The organism is Bacillus sp. JFL15 (assembly GCF_001184225.1).
Lineage (GTDB): Bacteria > Bacillota > Bacilli > Bacillales > Bacillaceae > Bacillus > Bacillus siamensis.
On sequence record NZ_KQ236689.1, the window covers coordinates 764782 to 779095 of the forward strand.

The 14314-nt window shown below is 46.5% G+C and carries 15 protein-coding genes and 2 pseudogenes; 5 read left to right on the plus strand and 12 right to left on the minus strand.

The window, feature by feature from the left end; genetic code table 11:
• Positions 1–52 precede the first annotated feature (52 nt).
• Complete coding sequence (locus AD710_RS03815; protein ID WP_049627312.1) at positions 53–781, plus strand: transcriptional regulator FrlR; 729 nt, start codon at positions 53–55, stop codon at positions 779–781.
• Positions 782–805: 24 nt separating this feature from the next.
• On the opposite strand, the gene AD710_RS03820 is transcribed toward AD710_RS03815, so the two are convergent.
• The 5 genes from AD710_RS03820 to frlB form a co-directional block, all read right to left on the minus strand.
• Positions 806–1660, minus strand: coding sequence for a PfkB family carbohydrate kinase (locus AD710_RS03820; RefSeq protein ID WP_049627313.1), 855 nt, complete (start codon positions 1658–1660; stop codon positions 806–808).
• 13 nt (positions 1661–1673) lie between these two features.
• Positions 1674–2558: a carbohydrate ABC transporter permease gene (locus AD710_RS03825; RefSeq protein ID WP_049627314.1), complete on the minus strand. Its 885-nt coding sequence runs from the start codon at positions 2556–2558 to the stop codon at positions 1674–1676.
• 3 nt (positions 2559–2561) lie between these two features.
• Complete coding sequence (locus tag AD710_RS03830) at positions 2562–3452, minus strand: carbohydrate ABC transporter permease (RefSeq protein WP_438263508.1); 891 nt, start codon at positions 3450–3452, stop codon at positions 2562–2564.
• A gap of 22 nt (positions 3453–3474) precedes the next feature.
• The gene (locus AD710_RS03835) at positions 3475–4740 is read right to left on the minus strand and encodes an ABC transporter substrate-binding protein (protein ID WP_049627316.1); all 1266 of its coding nucleotides are present in this window, start codon (positions 4738–4740) and stop codon (positions 3475–3477) included.
• A 73-nt stretch (positions 4741–4813) separates the two neighbouring features.
• Positions 4814–5800, minus strand: coding sequence for a fructosamine deglycase FrlB (frlB, locus tag AD710_RS03840; RefSeq protein WP_016938024.1), 987 nt, complete (start codon positions 5798–5800; stop codon positions 4814–4816).
• Between the two features lie 193 nt (positions 5801–5993).
• Between frlB and AD710_RS03845 the strand changes: the two genes are divergently transcribed.
• Positions 5994–6920 carry a MerR family transcriptional regulator gene (locus tag AD710_RS03845; protein WP_016938023.1) on the plus strand — a complete coding sequence of 309 codons (927 nt, stop codon included), beginning with the start codon at positions 5994–5996 and terminating at the stop codon, positions 6918–6920.
• Between the two features lie 32 nt (positions 6921–6952).
• On the opposite strand, the gene AD710_RS03850 is transcribed toward AD710_RS03845, so the two are convergent.
• The 3 genes and pseudogenes from AD710_RS03850 to AD710_RS03860 all read right to left on the minus strand — a co-directional run bounded on the left by AD710_RS03850 (position 6953) and on the right by AD710_RS03860 (position 9007).
• A complete protein-coding gene (locus AD710_RS03850; protein ID WP_049627317.1) occupies positions 6953–7543 on the minus strand; it encodes a sporulation delaying protein family toxin in 591 nt (196 codons plus the stop codon).
• 84 nt (positions 7544–7627) lie between these two features.
• A pseudogene (locus AD710_RS03855) lies at positions 7628–8444 on the minus strand (sporulation-delaying protein SdpB family protein); the annotation flags it as partial.
• Between the two features lie 32 nt (positions 8445–8476).
• Complete coding sequence (locus tag AD710_RS03860) at positions 8477–9007, minus strand: SdpA family antimicrobial peptide system protein (protein WP_049627319.1); 531 nt, start codon at positions 9005–9007, stop codon at positions 8477–8479.
• A gap of 124 nt (positions 9008–9131) precedes the next feature.
• Here AD710_RS03860 and AD710_RS03865 point away from each other — a divergent pair, with 124 nt between their 5' ends.
• Complete coding sequence (locus AD710_RS03865; protein ID WP_049627320.1) at positions 9132–9404, plus strand: DUF1648 domain-containing protein; 273 nt, start codon at positions 9132–9134, stop codon at positions 9402–9404.
• A gap of 39 nt (positions 9405–9443) precedes the next feature.
• Here the strand turns inward: AD710_RS03865 and AD710_RS03870 are convergent, their stop codons facing one another.
• From AD710_RS03870 to AD710_RS18920, 3 genes and pseudogenes are all read right to left on the minus strand, one after another.
• On the minus strand, positions 9444–9818 hold the full coding sequence (locus AD710_RS03870; RefSeq protein ID WP_016938018.1) for a nucleotide excision repair endonuclease: 375 nt from the start codon (positions 9816–9818) through the stop codon (positions 9444–9446).
• A 66-nt stretch (positions 9819–9884) separates the two neighbouring features.
• A complete protein-coding gene (locus AD710_RS03875) occupies positions 9885–11000 on the minus strand; it encodes an NAD(P)/FAD-dependent oxidoreductase (protein WP_049627321.1) in 1116 nt (371 codons plus the stop codon).
• A 37-nt stretch (positions 11001–11037) separates the two neighbouring features.
• Positions 11038–11290: pseudogene (locus AD710_RS18920) on the minus strand (class I SAM-dependent methyltransferase); the annotation flags it as partial.
• Positions 11291–11429: 139 nt separating this feature from the next.
• Here AD710_RS18920 and AD710_RS03880 point away from each other — a divergent pair.
• Both AD710_RS03880 and csn read left to right on the plus strand, forming a co-directional pair.
• The gene (locus AD710_RS03880; RefSeq protein WP_049627322.1) at positions 11430–11891 is read left to right on the plus strand and encodes a DUF2691 family protein; all 462 of its coding nucleotides are present in this window, start codon (positions 11430–11432) and stop codon (positions 11889–11891) included.
• Positions 11892–12027: 136 nt separating this feature from the next.
• Positions 12028–12864, plus strand: coding sequence for a chitosanase (gene csn / locus AD710_RS03885; RefSeq protein ID WP_003151879.1), 837 nt, complete (start codon positions 12028–12030; stop codon positions 12862–12864).
• A 36-nt stretch (positions 12865–12900) separates the two neighbouring features.
• Here csn and sufB read toward each other — a convergent pair whose 3' ends face one another.
• Positions 12901–14298 carry a Fe-S cluster assembly protein SufB gene (gene sufB, locus AD710_RS03890; protein ID WP_003151878.1) on the minus strand — a complete coding sequence of 466 codons (1398 nt, stop codon included), beginning with the start codon at positions 14296–14298 and terminating at the stop codon, positions 12901–12903.
• Between the last annotated feature and the right edge of the window lie 16 nt (positions 14299–14314).

Below are 14314 nucleotides of genomic sequence, written 5' to 3' on the forward strand. Positions count from 1 at the left end.
ACGTCATAATACATATAATAATACTAAGACGCGACAAAGGAGGTCTGTCCCATTGTTAAATAACGGGAGCTCAAAACCTTTATATATTCAGCTGAAACAAATTATTGCGGACGATATCAAGAAGGGCGTTTATTCGCCGGCTGTGAAACTGCCGACTGAAAATGAGCTTTGCGAAACGTACAATGTCAGCCGCATAACGGTCAGAAAGGCCATTCTCGATCTTGTGGAAGAAGGCTGGCTCGTCCGGCAGCAGGGAAAGGGAACGTTCGTTAAAAGTCCTAAACTTAAGCGTGAGCTCATCGCGGTCAACGGCTACTCTGAGTTTATGGAATCAACAGGAAAAAAACCGAAACACCAGGTTCTTTCCCATGAAACCATTGGAGCGCCTAAATCCATCGCCGAAAAGCTTCGCATCGCTTCCGAAAGTCCTGTTCTTGAATTAAAACGCATTTTGTTTCACGACGACCAGCCGCTCTCATTCGAAATCGCCCACTATCCGCTCAGTTTATTTCCCGATATCGGAAAGCATATCAAAAACGGCGTTTCAATGCATGACATTTTGAGACAGCACTATCAGGTGGTACCCACCTATAATACGAAGCTGTTAAATGTCGTATACGCCAAGCAGGAAGAAAGCCGCTATCTGGCTTGTGATATCGGGGATGCGCTTTTTGAAATTGATAAAACCGCTTTTATGTCAAAAGACCAGCCGATTTACAGTTCGCTGTTTTTAATGAATACGGATCGCGTCACGTTTACCATTAACAGTCCCTACGCATAACAGGCATAAAAAACGAGACAATGCTTATCGTATTCTCGTTTTTTCACTGCTTTTCCCGCTGTCCGGCCTGTAGGGATGTCCGTAACCAAACGCTCCGAATCCTCCGCATGTTTTGGCAGCCATCCCGGCGGCCGCGGTTAGCGCTCGCCGAATATTCTGGTGCTCGAAAAAATCGGTGAGAAACCCGGCGATAAAAGAATCTCCCGCACCCAACGTATCTATTATATCAGCTCTCACAACCGGCTGATGATAGACGCGCTCCCCATCCGATAACACCGCGCCATATTCTCCCCTTGTCAGACAGATGATTTTCGCTCCGAATCCGCGGGCTTTTTCGGCAAGCTGCACACATTCACTTTCACTCAAATCACTCCCGGAAAAAAATGCATATGTCACATACGGACAGACCGCCTCTAAATAGGCTTCGTCACGTTTTACGGAGAAGTCAAAGGAAATCGGCACATGGCCGCTCAGCATTGGAAGGTCACGTTCTATCCTGCTGTACACGCTCGTATGCAGCAGGTCATGTCCGGTGATAAATGAGATGTCTTTCTCATGAAAAGCGAGCGTTAGACGCGATTGCACGCCGCCCTTATTTGATCCGGCAAATATCCTGTCTCCCTTTTCATCAAGAGTGACGACTGCCATCCCATTTTCTCCGTATGCCCGGCGGATCAAATCGGTATTCACCTTTTCCAGTTTCAGCACGTTTAATACATGGTCCGCTGCTTCATCACTGCCCAGAATCCCGATATAAGAAGTGTCATGTCCTAAGCGCCGCGCAAGCACGGCCACATTTAACGCATTCCCGCCCGGGTAAAACGTCTCCTGATCCTGATAATAATCCACTACATTATCTCCGGCCGCTATCAGTTTCATCTTTTCATCCCCCTTATCCTTTCACGCTTCCCGCTGCAATGCCGCGGATAAAATATCTCTGCATCAATAAAAAAAGCACTATGATCGGAGCAGCCGAAATCGTCAGCCCGGCCAGCAGCACGCCCCAATCAGTCTGCAGCGCATCTCTGAACTGCATCAGCCCGGCCGGAATCGTCCGTAAATTTTCATCATCGATAAAAATAATCGCAAACATAAATTCATTCCACGTATGGTAAGCCGTCAAAATGCCTGACGTCGCCAGAATCGGCACACTCATAGGCAAGAATATTCTGAAAAATATTCCGATGCTTGTGCATCCATCCAGGTAGGCAGCTTCCTCAAGCTCTTTGGAAATCGACAAAAAATAAGAACGAATCAGAATAACGGTAAACGGAATACGATAGGCGGCATACGGAAGAATCAAAGCCCAATACGTATTGTACAATCCCAATGACTGGATAATGGAGTACAGCGGCACAAGACTGACCTGCGGCGTCAGCATCAATCCGCCCAGACAAATGATAAGCACAAATCCTTTTCCTTTAAAATGAAAACGGGCCAGCCCGTATGCAGCCAAAGCGCTCACAAATACGGTTATAAAGCAAGTCAGAACGGTCACAATGACGCTGTTCATAAAATAAGCAGAAATCCCTTGGTTCCATGCGGAGACGAAGTTTTCGGGATGCCAAACAGACGGCAGCGACCAGCTGTGCTCAAAAATCTCATCCGAGCTCTTAAAGGCACTGACCGCCATCCATAACAGCGGATAAGCGATGGCAATGAGGTAGATTAAAAGAAACAGCCATACAGACGTTTCCCCGATATACCATTTTCTCGGCTTTCCGGCTGTTCTGACGGTCTGCCGGGAATGATGCAAATCCGTCCTTTCAGGAAGCATCGGCTACCCCTCCTTTCCGGTCTTAAAGAATTTCATCTGAATAAGCGACAGAGCAAGCGTCAGCAAAAGCACCACCGTCGCGATCGCAGAAGCGTAGCCCATCATATCTTTTGTAAAAGCGCTCTTATATAAAAATGTGCTCAGCACTTCTGACGCATTGCCCGGTCCTCCGCCGGTCAGAATATACGGTTCATTAAATACGGTAAACGCGCCGGTCAGCGTCATCACCACGGCAACAAACGACATTTCTTTCGTCTGCGGCACCGTAATGTGAAAGAACTGCTGGATTTTGCCGGCTCCGTCCAGCTGCGCCGATTCATATAATTCAGCGGGAATACTCTGAATTGAGACAATGTACAGCATGGCGATGTAACCGACTGACTGCCATTGAGACACAAAAATGACAGACAGCATAGCTGTGTTTTCATCGCCCAGCCACGCACGGGTCAGTTCATTAAGCCCGACGGCTTCCAGCAGCTGATTCAAAAGCCCGATTTCCGGGTTATAAATAAAATCAAACAACAGCGCAATGACGGTCATGGAAATGACAACCGGGAGAAAAAATACTGTGCGGAAAAACGGCGACCATCTCCTTACCAGCCTGTCTTCCAGCACGGCCGCCAGAATCAGCCCGCCGCCTACCTGGCAGATTAGCGATACGGCCGCATACAGCACATTATTGCGGAGTGCTGTGAAAAACACGGGATCATGAAACAGATCAATATAATTTTTAAAACCGATAAACGTCTTGCCGGGCTGAAATGAGCTCCATTCAAACAGACTGAAAAACACATTTTCAAAAATCGGAATATAAACGAAAAGCAAGAAAATCAGCGCGGGCGCGAGAAACAGATACGGAATGAAACGTTTTCGGCTGACCAAGGAAATCCTCATCTCCTTTCTCATGAAATCTGTTCTATTCAGATGACGCTTTGACTTGACGCGCAGCTTTCTGCACGGAATTCATCACCTCGCGCGGTGTCATTGTGCCGCCGAGCATCTGCTGAACGCCTGCCGCATACACATCGGCGATTTCAACGTCAACATCCATATCGAACCATGGCACCATGGATTCGGCGCGGACGATATCCTGCACGGCTTCGCGCTGGATCGGCGTGGAATTGTTCTCTGTCGCCGTTCCCTGAACCGCGCTGTATTTACCGACGTCTTTTATCAGCTTCTCTCCCATTTTTTTCGATGTTAAAAACTGAAGAAATTCCATTGCTTCTTTCGGGTGCTTCGTTTTTGAGGAAATCATAAACCCTTCAGGAGATCCTGTCAGCGCCCGGGGAGATCCCTTTTCGCCGACGATTTTCGGGAAGGGAAACAAGCCCAGGTTGACAGGTTCGACGAGCTTAATTTCCGCCGTTTCCGCATAAATCATCGCCGCTTTGCCGCTTGTAAACTGCTGCCGAACGTATTCGTGATCGACGGAGTTCACATGCTTTGTAAAGTACGGCAGAAGCTCCTGAAGCTTTTCAAGTGCTTTGACATAACCTTCATCGGTAAACTCCCCGGTTTTCGGACTGTAATCCTTTGCCCGCGTTTTTTCATCCACCATACGCTGGTTCAGCGTCCCGATATAATGAGAAATCGTCCAAGGCGCCTTTGTGCCGAAACTGATCGGGATGTATCCGTTCTCTTTCAATTTCTCAGAGACCGTGATCAGTTCATTCCATGTCGCCGGGGGCTTCAGATGTAATTTGTTAAAAATATCTTTATTATAAAAGAATGATTTAGCGTCCATTTGCCACGGAACACCGTACTCTTTTCTGTCATGCGTAAAGGGTTTGATTTGTGACTGTACAAGCTGTGAGGACCAATCTTTATTCTTTTGATAGTAAGACGACAGATCGAGGGCTTTATCTCCTTTGATGAATTTGTAGGCAAACCGGTCGCTCCACGAAAAAAAAATATCAGGGGGACTTGTCGTTCCGAGCATGACTTTCACCTTGTCTTTATAGGAATCGTTTAATACCGCTTCCGTTTGGATGTGAATGTCCGGATGAGTGGCTTCGAATTCTTTAACCGCTTCTTCAAAAAAGCTTCTTTCCGGCTCTTTCGGCCACCTGTGAAAAAACTTCAGGTTCACTTTTCCATCATTGGAACTGCTTTGGCTTGAACAGGCAGCGGATGACAGACATACGGCTAACAGAACGAACAGGCAGATGAGCTTTTTCAGATGCTATTCCTCCTTTGTCACCGGACTATAACGTTATATATCATTATAGTCCGGTGAAAAATAATACGCGTTCTTAATACTCAACTTTCCACATGTATCTTCTATGAGATAAAGGATGATTTCTCGCCTCTGCCAGCTCGTCTGCGTAGCTTCTCAGCACACGGTTGAGGACGAGCGGGGCAAGGTAGCCTTTAACTGAATCGTCAATTGCAGTGAAATCGTAAGATGCGGCATCAAGCACAGTGAGCTTTCTGCCATACTTTTTCGAGAAGGAAAGCGCCCGCTCTTCAAGAGGTCTTGTTTCGTCTAAGCCGAGCAGGATAATAAATGGAACGGATTCATCAATGATTTCAAATGGTCCGTGAAAATATTCTCCGGCATGAATGGCGTGGGAATGAATCCATTGCATTTCCATGAGAATGCAGATGCTGTAGGAGTAAGCGACACCGTAGTTTGCACCGCTTGCCATTGTGTAAATGATGCTTTCTTTTTCATGAGCTTTTGCGAATTGCTGTGCGTTGTCAGCTTCCTGCTTAAGGGCTCCTTCATACACAGCCTGTAATTGGTCTAAGCCTTCAATTGCCTGCTCAAATTTCGTGTTTTTTTCTAAAACTTGCAGGGTGCCGAAAACGATTTGATACAAAACGCCATAGTTCGTATTGATCGCAAGCGCCTCATCACCCCAATCGTACTGGGCAACATATTGCGCTTCCTGTGCTAAAGGAGACTCCGGTTTATACGTCATCGCAATCGTAAGTGCGCCTTTGCCCCTTGCAAACGCGGCAGCTTTAACTGTTTCCGGGGTATTTCCCGAATGCGAGCACAAAATAACAAGAGACTTTTCACCAAGCTGAACAGGGTTGCGCTGAATAAATTCGTTTGAGCTGTAAAGGTCTGAGCTGATTGATTTTGACTCCCTGTCAAACACATATTTACTCGGATACATAATGGCCGAAGACCCTCCGCAAGCGACAAAGAAGACATGATCAATGGTTTTCCCTTTCAAATCCTGCAAGAAAGCTTGAACCTCACGATTTACTTTTGCTGTGGCCTGACTCAAATCCTTCACTCCTTATTCTTATTATATAACGTTATATAACATTATATATTGTTATATTAATCGCAATAAAGGTGTGTTGTCAATTATATTTTCTGAAATTTCTAAAATATAAAACAGGATCGCCTTATTTCCCGCACTCTCTTGACCTGACCCTTAGAGACACGTTTAGAATAAAAGCAGGGAGTGATGCAGAATGAATATAAAAGAAGCCGCCCGGCAGACGGGTCTCACGAAAAAAGCCATCAAATATTATGAGCAGGAAGGTTTAATTACCGTCAGCAAAAACCCTGATAACGGATACCGTGAGTATTCCGCAAAGGATGTAAATACACTGAAAATGATTGCCGCCCTCCGAATGCTGGCACTGTCCGTAAGCGATATTAAAGCGTTTCTCTTAGAGGGCAGCAGCCTGCATGAGATACTGCAGCAGCAGCATCAAAAGCTCAGCCGGCAGATTGAAGGGCTTGAGCAGGAACGGAAACTCACCGAACTGCTGCTCAAACGCGTGGAGGGTGCAGAAAATGTCGATTCCATTTTACATGACATCGGCGAAGTCCAAATAGACGAACCGAAGTATATGGGGCTTCAGCTGAAAAAACTGTTCCCGGGAGATTTCGGAAAATTTATCGCCGCGCTGTTTGAACCGTTCCTCGACTTTTCTATTGATACAGATGAGAAAAAAACGACATGGGCGGAGCTTATTAAAGTATTGGATGATATGGAAGAAGTGCCGGCCGCACACCCGATCATGCAGCTGGTCGGCAGTGAGGATCCGGCTCAGCTCCAGCAGCACAAAGCCCAGCATGACCAATTCATCGAGCGGATTTTGGAGAGAGACCCCGCTACTTGGGACACTCATAAAAACACAATCATTCAGCTCGTAAAAAGAGTGCAGACAGATGAAGAATACAGAGAAAACCTGATCAAGGTCGGGGAATCCGCTTCGGATCTGCCGGCGCTTAAGGCGGGTTCGCCTTTCAGCGATCTCCTTCAAAAGCTCAGTCCGACATATGACAAATACGTGCGCCTTCAGCTTGAACTGAAAAAAGAAGCCGACGAGGAGCTCGGCTTTGATTCAGAGGCATATTTAAAAGAAATGCTGCAAATAAAAAAACGCTAAGGCCGTTTTCCTTAGCGTTTCTTTCTTCAGCTTCAGTGCTGCGCATTAATGCGGTCCACGACATTAGCGATGAGCTGCTCTTTGCCTAAGTCGGAATCTTCGTCAACGCTTGCTACTGTCAAAATGATCGCCGCTACCGCAAGAGCGATCGTCTCAATGGCGGCTGCCGCGTTTAAAAACACCCAAACTGCCGTTGCGCATTGGCCGATGGCCGTTGATTTTCCTTTGTCCATGCTTTTTTTGTCAAATTCTTCTTTCAGCACTTTCGCCATAATCTGCGAACCTTGATCAATGACGCTGTTCACTTTCTCATAATCGCCGCTGTAGACAGCCGTTTTTAACTTTTTAAAATAATCCGGCGATGACTTTTTAATATCAGCGATCACCTGATCGGAAACTTGCTTTAATTCGTCCTGATTAATCTTTTTGACAGCTTTGGTATCCCATACCTCGGGAAGAAGCTTTGCGACCTCACCTTGTCCAAAAAAGATGCCGGAAAAAATGTCTTCACCCGAATAAGAGACGGCTGGCTTCGTTTTCGCTGTGGCATGCGGGCCGACTAATGCGACCATTAAAACAAACACCAGCAGCATGGCGGCAGCTGACCTTTTACTTTTAACCATATAATTTCCTCCTTTTCCTTTTATTGAGAAAATTGTATCTGATAAAATAGGAATTGTAATGGTTCAAAGCTACTGTTTTCTCTGCCGGCACCAAAAACAGGACCAAAATACCAGACACTGTAATGGAAAATGAGGTAAGCCCAAGCATGACAGCAAAAATTTCATGCATAAAAATGGATATAAACAAGATCAGGCGCCAATATTTTTTCGGAGCGAACAAAGCGCAGAACATAATGGTTTGCACAATGAGCGTGCCCCAAGTCGGGATGATGACAAGCTTTGACTGCAAGATAAAGTCAAACAGACTGTGAAGCGCATCCGGCAGCCCCAGCATCGGATCGTTCAAATAGTAATAAACGGCGGTGCCATTCTGCCACTCTTCTTCCATCAGTTTGGCAATGACGGAGTTAAAGTACAGCATCGCGACCTGTATTCTGATGATTGTCAGTGTCGCCCAGCATAAGGAACGGTAATAAGGCTCAAGCGGCCTTTTCTCAAAAGACGCTTCGTACGGAGACCAGTGCCACTTCCGCGGATCAGTTAATGTCAAGGGCAGCAGCAGCAGCGTAAAGACGGCAGCCACCTGATCGCCCCCATCAAGGGTAACGGCGGAGTTTTGGAAGCTGTATGAAATCCACCAGTGAAAAAAACCGGTAAGGCGGGGCCGCCAGCCAATGACAACCAGAATTAAAATACAGATACAAACCGCTTTGACGACCTCAATGTAACGGAATTCGGGAAACAGCAAGAACAGGCTGAACGTATCGGAAAAGCTGAGCATTTGATTTTGCGTTTTAAAGAAGACAGACGCCGGATTGAACAGCAATGTCAGAAGCGTGCCGAGCGCGATTAAACTTCTGGCAAGCCCGTACACATTTGTCCAAGGCGGATTCTTCATCATCCATAAGGTGAGCTGCTTTTTTGCATCCTGAATCAATTGACATCCACTCCGATGTATTTTTTGATGGTTCGTTTCGTTTCAGTATGGCTGCTCCATGCCCATGGGGTAATGCGTTCATATGTAATGATCATTTTTCCTTTCAGCCTTGGGGAGGGAGACTCATTTTTCACCTTCAAAAATGTGGTATCCTTAAAGTCCTGGCCGGTCGTGAAGTCGTTCCACTTTTCTTTGGAAGGCAGCTTTTCCAGCATAAGGCCGAGCTCTATCCCTTGCGTCCGTCCGTAGCGGTTTAAGCCGATCACGTTTTTCAGAGAATTATTCGGCCATCTGAGCTCCTCCCCGGCATCAAGAAGATAGATGTTCAGGCTGTCTTCTCTCGGATCTTTACTGAAAAACCCCCAGCTTTGCGGATAAATCATAGAAACGGTTTTGGATTGATGTTTGGTTAATTGGATGGCGGAGCTTGGCAGTGCCGCGATAACGGTTAAAAACAAAACGATGATCCAGGCGGCCATGATAAAAAGAAAGAATGAAAACATGCCGGTTTGCTTCTTGTCAGTCAATCGAAACCCTCCTATTGTTTGGAAATTTCATTGACATGATTATACACCATTCAACAGGTAAAATATTGATAAATTAGATTTTTCGGACTAATATACTATTATATGTAAAAAAGGGAGTGTTCATATGTTTTTGATGAATGATAAGGTGCTGTGGGGAGCGGTGGCTCTCGCCTTTATTCTTTCGATTGTGTTTTATCCGTTGCTTCCTGCTGATATGGCCATTCACTATGACGTGTCGAACCGTCCGAATACAGCTATCAATAAAACGGCCGGCGTTCTGATTTTTCCCGTGCTTATGGTTGTCTGTATGTTATTCAGAAAACGGATCGTCCAGTTATTCCTCATCGTATACTTTCTGCTGATCGTACACATCGCGGTGCTGTGGCTGGCACTGTAACAACAATAAAACCGGAGCCTTGAAGGGCTCCGGTTTTCCTTATTTATAAAATACTTTCTCAATGTTGTATTTTGACTGAAGGGTATTGATCGCGTACGTTTCGTAAATCTCCCTTTCCATCGGATCATTGACGACACATACTTCAATTTTATACACTTCGTCCCTGTGATGTTTAACAGGCGACACATTGTCTTCAAAATGCTTTTTGATTCTTTGTCTTAATTTACGGGCTTTCCCGACAAACAGCAGTTCATCATGAATGTTATAAAACATAAAGATGCCGCCTTTGTCTCTTGGAATTCGGTGAAAATCAATGAAACCGTAAATCGCTTTAATCGCCGGTTCATTTTCCGACTGTGACTGCTGCCGTTCCGTAATCGTTACATCAGGAGCAGGAAGGTTTATTTTTATCAAAATGGGTCACGTCCTCTTATTCATTAAAGCTCCATCCTATCATAAGAATGCGCCAAAAGCTATTTTTTATTCAAGCGCCCCGGCCGGATCATAAAGGCTCAAATCAATTTCTGTCTGCTGACCGAGCGCGAGTTTCGCCAGTTCAGCCCCCAGATACGGCCCGCTCGTCAGCCCTGAGGCGCCCAGCCCGTTGGCAACGAGAAGTCCGCTGATATTCGGCAGTCTGCCGATGACGGGAAGAAAACCGGGAGTAAACGGCCGGAAACCGACTCTTGTCTCCATCAAAGTACTGTCTGAAAGCCCCGGCGCCACGGTTAATGCTTTATCAAAAATCTCGCGGAGACCGCCGGCCGTCACCCGCAAATCCATGCCGGTATCGTTTTCATGAGTCGCGCCCGCTACAATCCGGCCGTTTACAAACGCGAGAATGTATTGATCATTTGGAGGCATGACGACCGGCCAGCCGCCCGTATCCTCATCCTGAAGCTCTAAATGAACGATCTGCGCCTTTTGGTACGATACTGAAAAGCGGATGCCGAGCGGCTCAAGCAGCTCTCTCGCCCAAGCGCCGGCCGTTACGAGAACCTGATCGGCCAAAAGCGTGCGTTCTGCGGTTTTCACACCGATAACGGCACCGTCCTCTGTCAATATTGACGCCTCTTCCTTGTAAACAGCCGCGCCGTGCTTAACGGCAGCGTTTAACAGCGCCTTACGAAGCGCCCTCCCGTTCACCCGGGCCGCACCGCTGATATGAACCGCTCCGTATTCCTCCGACAGCGCAGGAAACAATGCCTTCGTTTCTTCCGGAGTCAGTCTTGTAATGTCACCGATTTCAGGAGCGTCCTCTCTTCTTTTATAAGCTCTTTCCTCCATTTGGCTGAGCTTTTTTTCATCCGTATGGAGACTGACGGCACCGACCTTTTGATAACCGGTGTCCGTTTCTCCGTCGGCTTCAAGCTGCTGTATCAATTGGTTATAATAACGGGCTCCGCCTTTTGCGATCGCATACCATGCCTGATTGCGGCGCTGCGACAGCCACGGGCAGACGATCCCCGCCGCAGCGTCAGTCGCCTGCCCCTTGTGTTTCCGGTCAATGACCGTTACATCCGCACCGGCCTTTGCGAGATGATAAGCCGCTGACGCACCGAGAATGCCGGCTCCGATAATGATATAAGACTTCATGTGTAACACCTTTTCTATCTGTTTTGTCTTATTTATTTTAACAAATGGAGCGCCCGGTTCCTACCGGAGTCCTGACAGCAATGATGAGTTTCGAAATAAGTTCTTGTCTGGAAGCCGTTTTCCTCAAGAAGCTTTCTATATTGAGACGTATTTTTTATATCTGACACAGCCAATGTGCCGCCAGGTTTCAGCACTCGCGCCATTTCCGCGATCGCCCGTTCCCTCTCTTTTCTGCCTGAAATGTTGTGTACGACAAAATGTGAAATGACAAGGTCAAATGTTTTATAAGGATCGCAAGTAAAATAAACCCAAAAGCCCCATAAGGCGCATCAATTCCGTGTCGTGTTGTCATACTGTCAAGCCCTTTCAATAATTACCCAACCAGTGTACCATATTATTTTAGCAAAAGCCGAAAGGAGAGAGGACAATATGAAACGCGGCATTACCTTTGACATCCCAAATCAATTCGGACGGTTTGCGGCAGATATATTAAAACCGTTCCCCATCTCTTCCTATACGTGGTTTATCGGTGATGGAGAGGCGTATACTGAGTTCAAAGAAGACACCGGTACAGACCTGTTTCCGCAAAATCAGCGCATCATTGAGGGTCAAGAACTCCGTCAGCGTCTGGAAGGAAACCCTTATTATATGATTTTTGCTGAATTGAAAGCTTTCCCGAGCGGGAGGGTAACGGAAATCAATACGTACGAGGAGTATATGGAGAGTTCCTGTGAACTTGTGCTTCTCATCGCGGATTGCTCGTATGTAACGTTATATTGCAAAGATCCGGACATGCTCGAAGCTCTTTTTCAGCAGGCTGTACAATGCGGGTTTCACCGCGTTGACTATGTGACAGATGAGAATGATGCGAGAACGGGATTGTCTGTCTGATGAAGATGGGTTCTTTTTATGAAGCGCCGGATAGGGCTTATGATTCAAAATATTGACAAATTCGTGTGTTTTCAACAAAAAAACAACCCCCTCATGTATACTGAGTGCGTAACTTACATATGAAAGGGGTATGACCATGAAAATCAGTTTGAAGAAAAAAGCAGGTTTTTGGAAGAAGACGGCGGTTTCATCTCTTATTTTCACTATGTTTTTTACCCTGATGATGAGCGGTACGGTTTTTGCGGCCGGGCTGAATAAGGATCAGAAGCGACGGGCGGAACAGCTGACCAGCATCTTTGAAAACGGCAAGACGGAAATCCAATACGGCTATGTTGAAGCGTTGGATGACGGAAGAGGTTACACCTGCGGCCGGGCCGGCTTTACGACGGCTACCGGAGATGCGCTGGAAGTAGTCGAAGTATACACGAAAGCAGTGCCGAATAACAAACTGAAAAAGTATTTGCCTGAATTACGGCGTCTTGCGAAGGACGAAAGCGATGACATCAGCAATCTGAAAGGATTCGCTTCTGCCTGGCGCTCACTTGGCAATGATAAGGCCTTCCGCGCCGCCCAGGATAAGGTAAATGACAGCTTGTATTATCAGCCGGCGATGAAACGTTCAGAAAATGCCGGACTGAAAACGGCCTTGGCCAAAGCGGTGATGTACGATACGGTGATTCAGCATGGCGACGGCGATGATCCAGACTCCTTCTATGCCCTGATTAAACGCACGAACAAAAAAATGGGCGGGTCACCGAAAGACGGAACGGACGAGAAGAAATGGTTAAATAAATTTTTGGATGTGCGCTATGACGATCTGATGAATCCGTCAGATGAGGACACCCAGGATGAATGGAGAGAATCAGTTGCCCGTGTCGACGTTTTCCGCGATATTGTCAAAGAGAAGAACTACAATTTAAACGGGCCGATTCATGTCCGGTCAAGCGAATACGGAAATTTCACGATTCAATAAAACAAAAAAACCCCGCCGCATGGCGGGGTTTTACTATTAACCGATGGAGCCTTCCATTTCGAACTTGATCAAACGGTTCATTTCAACTGCGTATTCCATCGGAAGTTCTTTTGTGAACGGCTCGATGAAGCCCATAACGATCATTTCTGTTGCTTCTTCTTCAGAAATACCGCGGCTCATCAAGTAGAAAAGCTGTTCTTCAGAAACTTTTGATACTTTCGCTTCGTGCTCCAATGAAATGTTGTCGTTCAGAATTTCATTGTAAGGGATTGTATCAGAAGTTGATTTGTTATCCATAATGAGCGTATCGCACTCGATGTTAGAACGGGCGCCGTCCGCTTTCCGTCCGAAGTGGACGATTCCGCGGTACGTTACTTTTCCGCCTTGCTTTGAAATCGATTTTGATACGATTGTGGATGACGTATTCGGTGCAAGGTGAATCATTTTCGCACCTGCGTCCTGATGCTGTCCTTTGCCCGCAAGAGCGATAGAAAGCGTCATGCCGCGCGCGCCTTCACCTTTCAGAATGACAGCCGGATATTTCATCGTCAATTTAGAACCGATGTTTCCGTCAACCCATTCCATTGTTGCGTTTTCTTCACAAACCGTACGTTTCGTTACAAGGTTGTAAACGTTGTTCGCCCAGTTTTGGATTGTTGTATAACGGCAGTAGCCGCCTTTTTTGACGATGATTTCAACAACCGCGCTGTGAAGTGAGTTTGTCGTGTACACAGGAGCCGTACAGCCCTCTACGTAATGAACGCTTGCTTCTTCGTCAACGATAATCAGCGTGCGTTCGAATTGGCCCATGTTCTCAGAGTTGATGCGGAAGTACGCTTGAAGCGGTGTTTCAACCTTCACGCCTTTAGGCACGTAGATGAAAGATCCGCCGGACCATACAGCTGAGTTCAGCGCCGCAAACTTGTTATCAGTCGGCGGAATGACTTTCGCCCAGTGCTCGCGGAAAATGTCTTCATTTTCTTTCAGCGCGCTGTCTGTGTCTTTGAAGACGATGCCTTGCGCTTCAAGGTCTTCTTTCATGTTGTGGTACACAACCTCAGATTCGTACTGTGCAGAAACACCGGCAAGGTATTTTTGCTCAGCTTCAGGAATACCGAGTTTGTCGAATGTCTGTTTAATTTCCTCAGGCACTTCATCCCAAGAACGCTCTGAACGCTCAGACGGTTTTACGTAGTACGTAATTTCGTCAAAGTTTAAAGAGTTTAAATCCCCGCCCCACTGCGGCATCGGCATGTTGTAGAAATGCTCAAGAGATTTCAGGCGGAAATCAAGCATCCATTGAGGCTCTTCTTTCATGCGTGAAATTTCTTCTACGATTTCTTTTGTCAATCCGCGCTCTGAACGGAAAATGGAAACGTCCTTATCGTGAAAACCGTACTTGTATTCACCAATTTCAGGCATTTTTTTAGCCATCCATTTTCACTCCAAT

Excerpts from the sequence above, each read along its gene's own strand:
- AD710_RS03820 (WP_049627313.1), bottom strand. The coding sequence starts at position 1,660 with ATGAAACTGATAGCGGCCGGAGATAATGTAGTGGATTATTATCAGGAT.
- AD710_RS03825 (WP_049627314.1), bottom strand. The coding sequence starts at position 2,558 with ATGCTTCCTGAAAGGACGGATTTGCATCATTCCCGGCAGACCGTCAGA.
- AD710_RS03830 (WP_438263508.1), bottom strand. The coding sequence starts at position 3,452 with ATGAGGATTTCCTTGGTCAGCCGAAAACGTTTCATTCCGTATCTGTTT.
- AD710_RS03845 (WP_016938023.1), top strand. The coding sequence starts at position 5,994 with ATGAATATAAAAGAAGCCGCCCGGCAGACGGGTCTCACGAAAAAAGCC.
- AD710_RS03850 (WP_049627317.1), bottom strand. The coding sequence starts at position 7,543 with ATGGTTAAAAGTAAAAGGTCAGCTGCCGCCATGCTGCTGGTGTTTGTT.
- AD710_RS03865 (WP_049627320.1), top strand. The coding sequence starts at position 9,132 with ATGTTTTTGATGAATGATAAGGTGCTGTGGGGAGCGGTGGCTCTCGCC.
- AD710_RS03875 (WP_049627321.1), bottom strand. The coding sequence starts at position 11,000 with ATGAAGTCTTATATCATTATCGGAGCCGGCATTCTCGGTGCGTCAGCG.
- AD710_RS03880 (WP_049627322.1), top strand. The coding sequence starts at position 11,430 with ATGAAACGCGGCATTACCTTTGACATCCCAAATCAATTCGGACGGTTT.
- csn (WP_003151879.1), top strand. The coding sequence starts at position 12,028 with ATGAAAATCAGTTTGAAGAAAAAAGCAGGTTTTTGGAAGAAGACGGCG.
- sufB (WP_003151878.1), bottom strand. The coding sequence starts at position 14,298 with ATGGCTAAAAAAATGCCTGAAATTGGTGAATACAAGTACGGTTTTCAC.